At 73.8% G+C, this 13,957-nt stretch carries 9 protein-coding genes; all 9 read left to right on the top strand.

What is annotated here, in order from left to right; translation table 11 throughout:
* Positions 1-15 precede the first annotated feature (15 nt).
* Positions 16-1,683, top strand: coding sequence for an arginine--tRNA ligase (argS, locus tag ACFYM6_RS23465; RefSeq protein ID WP_387278695.1), 1,668 nt, complete (start codon positions 16-18; stop codon positions 1,681-1,683).
* Between the two features lie 4 nt (positions 1,684-1,687).
* Positions 1,688-3,091: a diaminopimelate decarboxylase gene (lysA, locus tag ACFYM6_RS23460; RefSeq protein ID WP_387278693.1), complete on the top strand. Its 1,404-nt coding sequence runs from the start codon at positions 1,688-1,690 to the stop codon at positions 3,089-3,091.
* The gene (locus ACFYM6_RS23455) at positions 3,088-4,413 is read left to right on the top strand and encodes a homoserine dehydrogenase (protein ID WP_387278691.1); all 1,326 of its coding nucleotides are present in this window, start codon (positions 3,088-3,090) and stop codon (positions 4,411-4,413) included. The genes lysA and ACFYM6_RS23455 overlap by 4 nt, the downstream gene beginning before the upstream one ends.
* A 112-nt stretch (positions 4,414-4,525) precedes the next feature.
* Positions 4,526-5,575, top strand: coding sequence for a threonine synthase (thrC, locus tag ACFYM6_RS23450; protein WP_387278689.1), 1,050 nt, complete (start codon positions 4,526-4,528; stop codon positions 5,573-5,575).
* A 210-nt stretch (positions 5,576-5,785) separates the two neighbouring features.
* Complete coding sequence (locus ACFYM6_RS23445) at positions 5,786-9,031, top strand: efflux RND transporter permease subunit (RefSeq protein ID WP_387278687.1); 3,246 nt, start codon at positions 5,786-5,788, stop codon at positions 9,029-9,031.
* Between the two features lie 277 nt (positions 9,032-9,308).
* On the top strand, positions 9,309-10,118 hold the full coding sequence (locus tag ACFYM6_RS23440; protein ID WP_387278685.1) for a polysaccharide deacetylase family protein: 810 nt from the start codon (positions 9,309-9,311) through the stop codon (positions 10,116-10,118).
* Between the two features lie 21 nt (positions 10,119-10,139).
* Positions 10,140-11,384 (top strand): MFS transporter, encoded by a 1,245-nt coding sequence (locus ACFYM6_RS23435; RefSeq protein WP_387278683.1) that lies wholly within the window; start codon positions 10,140-10,142, stop codon positions 11,382-11,384.
* A 162-nt stretch (positions 11,385-11,546) separates the two neighbouring features.
* Complete coding sequence (thrB, locus tag ACFYM6_RS23430) at positions 11,547-12,485, top strand: homoserine kinase (RefSeq protein ID WP_387278947.1); 939 nt, start codon at positions 11,547-11,549, stop codon at positions 12,483-12,485.
* Between the two features lie 294 nt (positions 12,486-12,779).
* Positions 12,780-13,957 (top strand): Rho termination factor N-terminal domain-containing protein (locus ACFYM6_RS23425; protein WP_387278681.1); only part of this gene is annotated, 1,178 nt, incomplete at its 3' end.

The following is a 13,957-nucleotide window of genomic DNA, read 5'->3' as shown; positions in this document are numbered from 1 at the left end:
CGATAACATGGTTCGGTGACTCCCGCAGAACTCGCCGACGTAGTCCTTGCCGCAGCCCGCGCCGTCTTCGAGGACCGGGGCCTGGACGGCTCCGCGCTGCTCGCGCAGACCACCGTCGAGCGACCCCGAAACCCCGAGCACGGCGACTACGCCTCGACGCTGGCGCTGCAGCTCAGCAAGAAGGTCGGCGTACCCCCACGGGAGCTGGCCGCCGCCCTGGCCGAGCAGCTCGGTCGGGCGCCGGGGATCAAGTCGGTGGAGATCGCCGGCCCGGGCTTCCTGAACATCCGGCTCGACTCGGCCGCCGCCGGCCAGCTGGCCAAGGCCATCGTCGAGGCCGGCCCCGAGTACGGCCGCAGTGAGACCCTCGCCGGCCAGAAGATCAACCTGGAGTTCGTCTCGGCGAACCCGACCGGCCCGGTGCACATCGGCGGGGTCCGCTGGGCGGCCGTCGGCGACGCGTTGAGCCGGCTGCTCCGCGCCACCGGTGCCGACGTCGGCACCGAGTACTACTTCAACGACGCCGGCTCCCAAATCGACCGGTTCGCCCGCTCGCTGCTCGCCGCCGCCAAGGGCGAGCCGACGCCGGAGGACGGCTACGGCGGCGCGTACCTCGCCGAGATCGCGGACGAGGTGTGCCGGCGTCGGCCGGAGGCCCGGGAGCTGGACGACGCCGCCGCCCAGGAGGTGTTCCGGGTCGAGGGCGTCCAGCTGATGTTCGAGGAGATCAAGGCGTCGCTGCGCGACTTCGGCGTCGAGTTCGACACCTACTTCAACGAGAAGGACCTGCACGACCGGGGCGAGCTGGACAAGGCACTGGCCCGGCTGCGCGAGCAGGGGCACGTCTACGAGGCCGAGGGCGCCACCTGGCTGCGCACCACCGACTTCGGCGACGACAAGGACCGGGTGCTGCGCAAGTCCAACGGCGAGTGGACCTACTTCGCCGCCGACTGCGCCTACTACCTGGACAAGCGTGAGCGCGGCTTCGAGCGCGTCGTGATCATGCTGGGCGCCGACCACCACGGTTACATCGGCCGGATGAAGGCCATGGCCGCCTGTTTCGGCGACGACCCGGACCGCAACCTGGAGATCCTCATCGGCCAGCTGGTCAACCTGGTCCGCGACGGGCAGCCGGTGCGGATGAGCAAGCGGGCCGGCACGGTTGTCACCCTGGAGGACCTGGTCGACGCGATCGGCGTGGACGCCGCCCGGTACGCGCTGGCCCGCTACTCGGCCGACTCGCCCATCGACATCGACGTGGAGCTGTGGACCCGGGCCAAGAACGACAACCCGGTCTACTACGTGCAGTACGTGGGCGCGCGGACCGCCGGCATCTCCCGGCAGGCCGCCGAGGCGGGGCTGACCCGGGGCGCGGCGGCGGACTTCCGCCCCGAACTGCTCAGCCACGAGAAGGAGCACGAGCTGCTCAAGGCCCTCGCCGGGTTCCCGGCCGTGGTGGCCACCGCCGCGGAACTGCGCCAGCCGCACCGGCTCGCGCACTACCTGGAGCGCGAGGTGGCCCCGGCGTTCCACCGGTTCTACGACCAGTGCCGGGTCACCCCGCAGGGCGACGAGGAGATCACCGACACCCACCGGGCCCGGCTCTGGCTCAACGACGCCACCCGCGTGGTCATCGCCAACGGCCTGCAGCTGCTCGGCGTCTCCGCCCCGGAAAGGATGTAGCCCCATGCGCGCGCACGAGGCCGGTGCCCTGCACGGCGACATCGGCAACCGCGGGCCGGCCTGGCTGCGTACCCCGGTCGACGTCAACGCCCTGGTGCCGCAGCTGTGGCCGCGCCACGTGGCGCGCGGGGCGGGCGGCGCGCTGGAGGTCGCCGGCCTGGACGTCCGCGACCTGGCCGCCGAGTTCGGCACCGCGGTGTACGTGCTGGACGAGGACGACCTGCGCTCCCGCTGCCGCGAGTTCCGGGACGCCTTCCCGGACGCCGACGTCTACTACGCCGGCAAGGCCTTCCTCTGCCGCGCGGTGGTCCGCATGATCGCCGAGGAGGGCCTCTTCCTCGACGTCTGCACCGGCGGCGAGCTGGCCACCGCGCTGTCGGCGGGGATGCCGGCGGAGCGGATCGGCTTCCACGGCAACAACAAGTCGGTGGCCGAGCTGACCCGGGCGGTGGACGCCGGGGTGGGCCGGATCATCGTCGACTCGTTCGCCGAGATCGACCGGCTCACCGCGCTCGCCCGCGAGCGTGGGGTACGCCCCAAGGTGCTGGTCCGGGTCACCGTCGGCGTGGAGGCGCACACCCACGAGTTCATCGCCACCGCGCACGAGGACCAGAAGTTCGGCTTCTCGCTCGCCGGCGGGGCGGCTGCGGCGGCCGCCTTCAAGATCCTCGACGAGGGCGTGCTGGAGCTGCGCGGGCTGCACTCGCACATCGGGTCGCAGATCTTCGACGCCAGCGGCTTCGAGGTATCCGCCCGTCGGGTGCTCGGCCTGCAGGCGCAGATCCGCGACGCCCGCGGGGTGGAGCTGCCCGAGCTGGACCTGGGCGGCGGGTTCGGCATCGCGTACACCACGCAGGACGACCCGGCCGCGCCGAGCGACCTGGCCAAGCGGCTGCGCAAGATCGTCGACGCCGAGTGCTTCGCCGAGAAGCTGCGGGTGCCGCACCTGTCCATCGAGCCGGGCCGGGCCATCGTCGGTCCCGCCGTGTTCACCCTCTACGAGGTCGGCACGGTCAAGTCCGTGCCGCTGGGCACTGGCGGCGACGGTCATCGTGCCTACGTGAGCGTGGACGGCGGGATGAGCGACAACATCCGCACCGCGCTCTACGACGCGTCCTACTCGGCGACGGTGGCGAACCGGGCCTCGGCGGCGGAACCGCTGCTCGCCCGCGTGGTGGGAAAGCATTGTGAGTCCGGGGACATCGTGGTGAAGGATGAATTCCTGCCCGCTGACGTGCAGCCCGGAGATCTTGTCGCGGTGCCCGGCACCGGGGCGTACTGCCGGAGCATGGCCAGCAACTACAACCATGTCCCGCGGCCCCCGGTCGTCGCCGTCCGCGGCGGTCGGGCCCGGCTGATCGTCCGCCGGGAGACCGAAGCGGACCTGCTCGCATTGGATGTCGGATGACCTCACCCGTTCGCTTGGCGCTGCTCGGCTGCGGCACGGTCGGCAGCGACGTGGTGCGGCTGCTGCACGAGCAGTCGGCCGACCTCGCCGCCCGGATCGGTGCCCCGCTGGAGATCGCCGGCATCGCCGTACGCCGGCTCGGCCGGGACCGCGGCGACCTGCCGGTCGACCCCGCCCTGTTCACCACGGACCCGCTCGGGCTGATCAAGCGGGACGACGTGGATGTCGTGGTGGAGGTCGTCGGCGGCATCGAGCCGGCCCGGAGCTGGCTCGTCGAGGCACTGCGCGCGGGCAAGAGCGTGGTCACGGCCAACAAGGCGCTGCTCGCCGAGGACGGCGCCGCGCTGCACGACGCCGCCGCCGAGGGCGGCGCCGACCTCTACTACGAGGCGAGCGTCGCCGGGGCCATCCCGCTGCTGCGCCCGCTGCGCGAGTCGCTGCACGGGGACCGGATCAACCGGGTCACCGGCATCGTCAACGGCACCACCAACTTCATCCTCTCCGCCATGGACGCCACCGGCGCCGGTTTCGCCGAGGCGCTGGAGGAGGCCACCGAGCTGGGGTACGCGGAGGCGGACCCGACGGCCGACGTGGAGGGCTTCGACGCCGCCGCCAAGGCCGCCATCCTCGCCTCCCTGGCGTTCCACACCCGGGTCACCGCGGCCGACGTGCACCGGGAAGGCATCACCGAGGTGACCGCCGCCGACGTGGCCAGCGCCAAGGCGATGGGCTGCACCATCAAGCTGCTCTGCATCGCCGCCCGGGGCTCCGACGCGCAGGGTCGCGAGACGGTCAGCGTCCGGGTGCACCCGGCGATGATCCCGCTGACCCACCCCCTGGCCAGCGTCGGCGACGCGTTCAACGCGGTCTTCGTCGAGGCGGAGGCGGCCGGGCAGCTGATGTTCTACGGCCGGGGCGCCGGCGGCGCGCCGACCGCCAGCGCGGTGCTCGGCGACCTGGTGGCGGTGGCCCGCAACCGCCTCGCCGGGGTGCACGCGCCCAGCGAGTCGGCGTACGCGGACCTGTCGGTGCGGCCGATGGGGGAGGCGCTCACCCGCTACCACATCAGCCTCGACGTGACCGACCGGCCGGGTGTGCTGGCGGCCGTGGCCGGGGTGTTCGCCCGGCACGAGGTCTCCATCGCCACCGTCCGGCAGGGCCCGGCGGGTGGCGGCGCGGCCGGCGGAGGCGCGGACGCCGAACTGGTCATCGTCACCCACGTCGCGCCGGACGCCGCGCTCGCGGCCACTGTCCGGGAGTTGCGTGGGCTGGCGATCGTCCGCTCGGTGACCAGCGTGCTGCGGGTCGAGGGCGGGGCGTAGCTCCCGTCCCGCCTGATGGTTAACCCCAGGTGTGCCGGCGGCCGGTCCGAAAGGCTGGTTCACGCTGGTAGAAGCCCTGATGTGGCGGGGCGGTCGAGGCGAGGAGAGCGACATGTGGCGGGGTCTGATCGAGACGTACCGGGACCGGCTGCCGGTCACCGACGCCACCCCGGTCGTCACCCTGCACGAGGGGAACACCCCGCTGCTGCCGGCGCCGGTGCTCTCCGCTCGGATCGGCGCCGACGTCTGGCTGAAGGTGGAGGGGGCCAACCCCACCGGCTCCTTCAAGGACCGGGGCATGACGGTCGCCGTCTCCAAGGCCGTCGAGGCCGGTGACAAGGCGATCATCTGCGCCTCCACCGGCAACACCAGCGCCTCCGCCGCGGCGTACGCGGCCCGCGCGGGGATCACCTGCGCGGTGCTGGTGCCACAGGGCAAGATCGCGCTGGGCAAGCTGGCCCAGGCGCTGGTGCACGGCACCAGGCTGCTCCAGGTGCAGGGCAACTTCGACGACTGCCTGGCGCTGGCCGGCAAGCTCGCCCAGGACTACCCGGTCGCCCTGGTCAACTCGGTCAACATCGACCGGCTGCATGGGCAGAAGACCGCCGCGTTCGAGATCGTCGAGGCGCTGGGCGACGCGCCGGACATCCACTGCCTGCCGGTCGGCAACGCCGGCAACATCTCCGCCTACTGGATGGGCTACTCGGAGGACGTGGCGGCCGGCAACGCCACGAAGGCGCCGAAGATGTACGGCTTCCAGGCGGCCGGTGCGGCCCCCATCGTCACCGGGCAGGTGGTGCCGGAGCCGTCGACCATCGCCACCGCCATCCGGATCGGCAACCCGGCGAGCTGGACCAAGGCGGTCGACGCCCGGGACGCCTCCGGCGGCCTGATCTCGGCGGTCACCGACCGGGAGATCCTGTCGGCGTACCGGCTGCTGGCCCGCGAGGTGGGCGTGTTCGTCGAGCTGGGCAGCGCGGCCAGCGTGGCCGGTCTGCTCCAGCAGGGCGCCGCGGGCCGGGTGCCGGCCGGGTCCACCGTGGTCTGCACGGTCACCGGCCACGGCCTCAAGGACCCGGAGTGGGCCATCTCCACCGCCCCCGCCCCGGTGACCATCGCCAACGACCCCCTGGCCGCCGCCCGTTCCCTAGACCTGGCCTGACCCACCCCGCCCCACCACCCCCCTCCGCCGTGCGCCGTGCGCGCGGCCGCCGGCGTTGACCAAGAGGTTTGCGTCAGGATCGCCCCGGTTCCTGGCCAAAACTTCTTGATCAACAGGGTGTCGGACGGGGTGGGTGGGTGCGGAGTGGACGGAGGGGGTGGGGCAGACTTTGGGCACCCGCAGACCCCATTCCAGGAGTGAGCCACGCCGATGTCGCTGCTCGCCAGATTCAGCCTCGCCAACCGAGGGCTGATCGCCCTCATCGCGCTGGTGACCGCGGCGTTCGGGGCGTTCGCCGTACCATCGCTGAAGCAGCAGCTCCTGCCGTCGCTGGAGTTCCCCGCCGCGTTCATCGTGGCGGCGTACCCGGGCGCCGCGCCGGAGATCGTCGAGTCCCAGGTCACCGAGCCGATCGAGAACAGCCTGCAGGGCATCCCGGGGCTGGAGAAGGTCACCTCGACCTCCCGCGAGGGCTCCACCACCGTCCAGGTGCAGTACGCGTTCGGCACCGATCTGGACGACGTGGTCAACAAGATGCAGACCGCGTTGAACCGCATCGACGGGCAGCTGCCCCAGGGGGTGGATCCGCAGGTCATCGCCGGCAGCACCGACGATCTGCCCGCCGTGGTGGTGGCCGCGACCGGCGGCGACGACGAGCAGGCGCTGGCGGAGCAGCTGCGCCGCACCGTCGTACCCGAGCTGGAGGGACTGGACGGGGTCCGGACGGTCGCGGTGACCGGCACCCGCGACCCGGTCGTGCTGGTCACCCCCGACCCGGTGAAGCTGGCCGCGGCGCGGCTGGCCCCCACCGCGATCGGCCAGGCGCTCAAGACCAACGGCGTCGCGGTGCCGGCCGGCGCGGTGGCCGACGGCAGCCGATCGCTGCCGGTCCAGGTCGGCACCCCGATCCGGACCGTGGACGACCTGCGTGGCATCGTGCTCACCACCGCCCCCGCCGCCCCGGTACGCCTCGGCGACGTGGCCCGGGTGGAGCAGCAGCTCGCCCCGGCCACCGGGTTCACCCGGACCAACGGCAAGCCCAGCCTCGGCATCGCCGTCACCGCCACCCCGGACGGCAACGCGGTCCGGATCTCGCACGAGATCCGGGACCGGCTCGACGCGCTCTCGGCCGCCTCCGGCGCCGCGCTCACCGTGGTCTTCGACCAGGCCCCGTTCGTCGAGCGGTCCATCGAGAGCCTCACCACCGAGGGCCTGCTCGGGCTGCTGATGGCGGTGGTGGTGATCCTGGTCTTCCTGCTCTCGATCCGCTCCACCGCGGTCACCGCGGTCTCCATCCCGCTGTCGGTGCTGGTCGCGCTGATCGTGCTCTGGGCCGGCGACCACTCGCTCAACCTGCTCACCCTCGGCGCGCTGACCATCGCCGTCGGTCGGGTCGTCGACGACTCCATCGTGGTGCTCGAGAACATCAAGCGGCACCTGGAGTACGGCGAGCCGAAGCGGGACGCCATCCTCGGCGCGGTCCGCGAGGTGGCCGGCGCGGTGACCGCCTCGACGCTCACCACGGTCGCCGTCTTCGCGCCGATCGCGCTGGTGGGCGGCTTCGTCGGGCAGCTCTTCGCACCGTTCGCGATCACCGTGACGGTGGCCCTGCTCGCCTCGCTGCTGGTCTCGCTGACCGTGATCCCGGTGCTGGCGTACTGGTTCCTGAAGCCGGGCCGCGGCGGGGCGGACGACGCCGCAGCCCGGCGGGCGGCCGAGGAGAAGGAGCTGCGCAGCCCGCTGCAGCGGGCGTACCTGCCGGCCATCGGGTTTGCCACCCGCTCCTGGGGCACCCGCTGGGCCACCGTGGGGCTGGGCCTGCTGGTGCTGCTCGGCACGTTCGGCCTGGCCCAGAAGCTGGAGACCAACTTCCTGGACGATTCCGGCCAGGACACCCTGGCCATCCGGCAGGAGCTGCCGGCGGGCACCGGGCTGACCGGCACCGACCAGGCCGCCGCGCGGGTCGAGGAGGTGCTCCGGGGTACGCCGGGGGTGAAGACGTACCAGGTCAGCGCGGGCGGCACGGACAGTCCGTGGGCGGGTGGCGGTGGCAACAACACCGCCTCCTACTCGGTGGCGCTCACCGAGGACACCGACGCCGCGAAGGTCCGGCGCACCCTCCGCGAGGAGTTCGACGCCCTCGGCCCGGAGGTGGGTGAGCTGAGCTTCGGCGCCGGACAGAGCGGCGCCTCCGCCAGCCAGCTCGAGGTGGTCGTGCAGGCCGCCGATCAGGAGGCCCTGACCCGGGCCGCCGAGGCCGTCCGGGACTCGATGGCCGGTACGCCGGGTGTCGACGACGTCGCCACCGGCCTCGCCGCCCGGGTGACCCGGGTCGAGGTGACCGTGGACCGGGTCGCCGCGGCGCGGGCCGGGCTCACCGAGGCGGCCGTCGGGCAGCTCGTCGCACAGGCGTACCGGGGTGCCCCGCTGGGCCAGGTCACGCTGGACGGCCGGCCGCTGAACGTGGTGCTCAGCACCGGGGCCCGGCCGCCGCTGAGCGTGGCCGACCTGCGGGCGCTGCCGGTGGGCCCGGTCAAGCTGGACGACATCGCCGACGTCAACCAGGTCGAGGGCCCGCAGCAGGTGACCCGGATCGACGGCGAGCGGAGCGTCTCGGTCACCGGCACGGCAACCGGCTCCGACCTCGGCGCCACCACCCAGGAGTTGCAGAAGCGGCTGGACGCGCTGGACGTGCCGGGGGCGACGTTCGCCATCGGCGGGGTGAGCGCCGACCAGAAGGACGCCTTCGCCGACCTGGGGCTGGCCGTCCTGGCCGCGATCGCGATCGTCTTCCTGATCATGGTCGGTACGTTCCGCAGCCTGACCCAGGCGCTGATCCTGCTGGTCTCCGTCCCGTTCGCGGCCACCGGGGCGATCGCGCTGCTGCTGGCCACCGGGACGCCGCTGGGCGTACCGGCGCTGATCGGCGTGCTCATGCTGGTCGGCATCGTGGTGACCAACGCGATCGTGCTGCTCGACCTGATCAACCAGTACCGGGCCCGGGGGATGGGCGTGACCGAGGCGGTGGTCGAGGGCGGCCGCCGACGGCTGCGCCCGATCCTGATGACCGCGGTCGCCACGGTGTTCGCGCTGCTCCCGATGGCCTTCGGTCTCACCGGCGAGGGTGGCTTCATCTCCCGGCCGCTGGCGGTCGTGGTGATCGGCGGCCTGATCAGCTCGACGCTGCTGACGCTGATCCTGGTGCCGGCCCTCTACACCATGGTGGAACGCGCCAAGGAGTCGCTGCGTGCACTTCGGGCCCGCCGCCGGGGCGCACCGGAGCCGGTGCGGGCGCCGGTCCTGGCGACCGTCGGCGGTGGCGAGCCGCCGGCCGAGCCCGCCGCACCGGCGCCGGCCCGGCCGGCCCCGTCGGCCGCGCTGCTCGACGGTACGGACCAGTTCGAGGTGCTCCGGCTCCCGAAGAGCCGGCGTTCCCCCCTCCCACCCGCCGACTGACCCCACCCGCCACCCCCGCCCCGGCGGGTTGCGGGCAAATTCCCGGAAAGAGTGGCCTTTCCGCCTCGGCTGGCCACTCTTTCCGCGAAAGGGCCCCTCCAACGCCCCCGCGAAGGGAGGAGGGACCACTCTTTTCGGGGAAGCGGGCGCTTCGTGGCGGACGGCGGCGCGAGGGCACCGTGGGCGGCGACGCCAGGTTGTACCGTGGGTGAGTTGACACCTACTGCGCGTCGTCGGCTCGCTGTCGCGGATGGCCGGCCGGAGCGAGGGCGGGGCCATGGCGGACGGCGTGGGCCGGTGGGACAGGCGGGCGGTGCTGCGTCGCACCGCGCTGCTGGCCGGGGGCGCCGCGCTGGGCGCCGCCGCGACCTCGCAGACCACCTGGATCGCCGACCGCCGGCTCCCGATCGCCGGCGGGCCGGCCAGCGCCACCGTGGGCAGCCGCCACCAGGAGGTCGGCTCGGGCACGGTCGAGGTCGCCTGGGGCGTACGCACCACCGAGCGCCTGCTCGCCCTCACCTTCGACGACGGGCCGCTGCCACAGTGGACGCCGATGGTGCTGGACACCCTGGAGAAGTACGCCGTCCCGGCCACCTTCTTCCTGGTCGGTGTCCGGGCCCGGGAGCACGCCGCCCTGGTCCGGGGCCGGCTGGGGCGGCACGAGGTGGGCAATCACAGCTGGGCCCACCACGACCTGGCCCGGATGGACGCCCACGCCGCGTACGACGACCTCCGGCGCAGCCACGAGGCCATCACCGAGGCCACCGGGGTCGCGCCCCGCCTGATCCGCCCGCCCTGGGGGCACCTGGGTGGGGCGGTGCTGCACGCCGCCGCCCGGCTGGACTACCGGCTGGTGCTGTGGACGTTGCAGATGGTCGAGGGGGAGTTTCCCGACGACCCGGCCGGGCACGCCCGGCGAATCGTCGCCGACGTGCAGCCCGGCACCATCCTGCTCGGCCATGACGTGGGCACGGAGCGGCGGCTGGTCGCGCTGCGCGGCCTGCCCGACATGATCACCGGGCTGCGGGCCCGCGGCTACACCTTCGTGACCGTCTCCCAGCTGCTCCGCCACGCCGCCGTGGTCTGACCGGCCCGGTAGTGTGCCGGCGTGTCACCCACCGTCTCGGTCCTGGTCCGCAATCGCGACTTCCGCAACCTCTTCCTCGCCGAGCTGGTGGTGTTCGGCGCCGACTGGTTCGTCATGGTGCCGCTGCTGGTGCTTCTGCCGAAGCTGACCGGCAGCGGAGTGTGGGGGGCGCTGGTGCTCGCCGTGGACACCGGCACGCTGGCGCTGCTGCTGCCGTACACCGGCACCATCGCCGACCGGTTCGACCGGCGGAAGACCATGATCGCGGCTAACCTCGCCGCGCTGGCCGGCGTCCTGCTGCTGCTCGGCGTCCGCAGCCCCCGGACGGCCTGGCTGGCCCTGGTGGCGATCGCGGCCGTGGCGGTGGCGAAGGCGTTCTACTCGCCGGCCGCCCAGGCCGCCCTGCCCAACGTGCTCGACCCGGCGGATCTGGCCGCCGGCAACGCCGTGGCCGGCTCCGCCTGGGGCACCATGACGGTCGTCGGCGCCTCGCTCGGCGGCATGCTCAGCGCGGCCGCCGGCGCGTACGTCAGCTTCTGGGTGGCGGCGGGGAGCCTGGTGGTGGCGGCGGGCCTGGCCGCGCTGATCCGCCGGCCGTTGCAGACCCCCCGCGACCCGGCGCTGGCACCCACCCGCACCTGGGCGGCGATCCGCGAGGCGCTGCGCTACATCGCGCACCGGCCGCGCGTGCTCGGCCTGGTCACCGTCAAGTCGGCGGTCGGCCTGGGCAACGGCGTGCTGACCGTCTTCCCGCTGCTCGCCGGGGTGTACGGGGTCGGGGCGGTCGGCACCGGACTGCTCTTCGCCGCCCGGGGCGCCGGGGCCCTGGTCGGCCCGATCCTGATGCGCCGGGTGCTCGCCAACCGGGCCTGGCTGCTCACCGGCCTGGCGCTGTCCATGTCCCTCTACGGCCTGGCCTACCTCGGGGTGTCGGTGGTCGCCTGGTTCCCGCTGGTGCTGGTGCTGGTCTTCCTGGCCCACCTCGGCGGCGGCAGCAACTGGGTGCTGTCCAACTACGCCCTCCAGGGTGAGGTGCCGGACCACCTGCGGGGGCGGGTCTTCGCCACCGACATGATGCTGGCGACGCTGGCCATCTCGGTCAGCCAGCTGGCCGTCGCCCTGGTGGTCGACACGGTGAGCGAGCGGACCGTGCTGGCCGGCTGCGGTCTGGTCACCGTGGTCTACGCGCTGGGCTGGCGGCTGGCCACCCGGCGGCTCTCGCTCACCGATCCGGCGGAGGAGCCCTGTGCCAGCCGCGCGTCCTGACCCGCGCCGGCCCGCACCGTGCGCGCGGCGGCGTCGCCCACGCGCCATCCGGGCTGCTAGCCGCCCACGACCGACGCCGGCTTCGCCGAGCGTGGGACGCATCCCACGGTCCGGGCGAATCGGCGGGCTGTCGGTGTCGGGTCCTAGCATGAGCCGGTGCCGATGACTCTCGCCTCCGGTCCCGTGCGGGTCCGGGTGCCCGCGACCAGCGCGAACCTGGGGCCGGGCTTCGACTCGCTCGGGCTGGCCCTGGGGCTGTACGACGACGTGGCGGCCGAGGTGACCGCCGGTGGGGTCCGGGTGGCGGTGACCGGAGAGGGTGCCGGCGAGCTGCCGGACGGCGACCAGCACCTGGTGGTGGTGGCCATGCGGGCCACCTGCGACGTGCTGGGCACGCAGCCGCCGGGGCTGGCCCTGGAGTGCGTCAACCGGATCCCGCAGGCCCGGGGCCTCGGTTCGTCCTCGGCGGCCATCGTCGCCGGGGTGCTGCTGGCCCGGGCGCTGGCCGATGACGGCGCGGCGCTGCTGGACGACGTCGCCGCGCTCCGGCTGGCCGCCGAGATCGAGGGCCACCCCGACAACGTCGCGCCCTGCCTGCTCGGTGGCTTCACCGTCGCCTGGACCGAGCCGGCCGGTGCCCGGGCGGTGTCGCTGCCCGTGGCGGAGGGCGTCCGCCCGACCGTCTTCGTGCCCGGCGAGCGCGGCCTGACCGCCGTCGCCCGGGCCGCGCTGCCGGCCACCGTGCCGCACGCCGACGCGGCCCTGACCGCCGGACGCGCGGCCCTGCTGGTGCACGCGCTGACCACCGATCCGGCGCTGCTGCTGCCGGCCACGGTCGACCGGCTGCACCAGGACTACCGCGCCGAGGGGATGCCGGGGACGGCAGCCCTGGTCGCCGCCCTGCGTGAGGCGGATGTGGCAGCTGTGGTCAGTGGGGCGGGCCCGACCGTCCTGGCGTTGACCGAGGTGCCGGCGGGGTTCGACGCGGGAACAGATTGGCAGCGCTGGGAGTTGCCGATAGATGTCAGCGGTGCCCGGGTCACCCGGGGTAGACTTGGACACGCCGAGCGGGACCCTGTTGCCGCAGGTCGGAAGAGTTGATTACGCTCTAGACTCAGCACAGCCGCGAAGCACGCGATCTCCTGCGGGGCGGCGCACCCCCGAAGCTCTCGGCGGTCAGCCCGTCACCCCTGCCAAAGGCCTACGCCGCACCGCAGTTTCCACAGGTCGCCGCAGACGGCGAGACCTGCTCACCGACGCTGGTGAGTCGGGAAACCGACCGGCTGCTGTGTCACAGACTCCCGCGACGCGTCCATGCGAGGCGGGTGCACCGAGGCCGCCCGGCCACCTGGTTTCGACTCCGGGCAGCCCCGGCCTATCGAGGGAAGGAATCCATTGAGCGACACCACCGACGTGACGTCGGATGTTTCCAACGTCGCTGGCGATGCCACCGCCGCCGCTCCCACTCGCCGTCGGCGCAGCGGAACCGGCCTGTCGGCGATGCTGCTGCCTGAGCTTCAGAGCCTGGCCGCGTCGCTCGGCATCTCCGGTACGGCTCGCATGCGCAAGGGCGAGCTGATCAGCGCGATCACCGAGCGGCAGGGCGGCGCCGCCGCCGGCACCCCTCGACCGCGGGCCGAGGTCGCGGCCGCAGCCGCTCCGGCCCGGGAAGAGGTGCACGCCGAGGTCCGTGAGGAGCGGGCCGAGACCGAGCGCCGCCCGGCCGAGCAGGCGCCGGCCGCCGAGGTGACCGAGGGTCGTACCCGGACCCGGCGTGGCCGGGCCGCCGCGACCGCCGAGGCGCGTCCGGCCGAGCCGCGTGCCGAGGAGGCCCCGGCCGAGACCGGTGAGCGCGCCGAGCGCGGCGAGGGCCGCGGCCGGGAGCGTGGCGCCGAGCGGGCCGAGCGCCCTGAGCGTGGCGAGCGCGCCGAGCGTGGCGAGCGCGCCGAGCGGGCCGAGCGCCCTGAGCGTGGCGAGCGGGCCGAGCGCCCTGAGCGTGGCGAGCGGGCCGAGCGCCCTGAGCGTGGCGAGCGGGCCGAGCGTGGCGAGCGGGCCGAGCGTGGCGAGCGGGCCGAGCGTGGCGAGCGGGCCGAGCGTGGCGAGCGCAACGACCGTGGCCAGCGCGCCGAGCGCGACAACGACGGCGACGAGGACGGCGAGGGCGGCCGGCGCGGCCGGCGCAGCCGGTTCCGTGACCGCCGGCGGGGCCGCGGTGAGCGGGCCGAGGGCGGCGAGGGCGGCGGCCGCGAGCCGCAGGTCGGCGAGGACGACGTGCTCGTCCCGGTCGCCGGCATCATCGACGTGCTCGACAACTACGCCTTCGTCCGGACCACCGGCTACCTGGCCGGCCCGAACGACGTGTACGTCTCGATGTCCCAGATCAAGAAGTACGGCCTGCGCCGCGGTGACGCCATCACCGGCGCCGTGCGGGCCGCGCGGGACGGCGAGCAGCGGCGCGACAAGTACAACCCGCTGGTCCGGCTGGACACCATCAACGGGATGGAGCCGGATGAGGCGAAGCGCCGGCCGGAGTTCTACAAGCTCACTCCGCTGTACCCGCAGGAGCGGCTGCG

The sequence above is a fragment of the Micromonospora sp. NPDC006431 genome (assembly GCF_042870725.1).
Classification (GTDB): domain Bacteria; phylum Actinomycetota; class Actinomycetes; order Mycobacteriales; family Micromonosporaceae; genus Micromonospora.
Note: the sequence above shows the minus strand (reverse complement) of the source record. Positions and strands in the feature narration are given on the sequence as shown.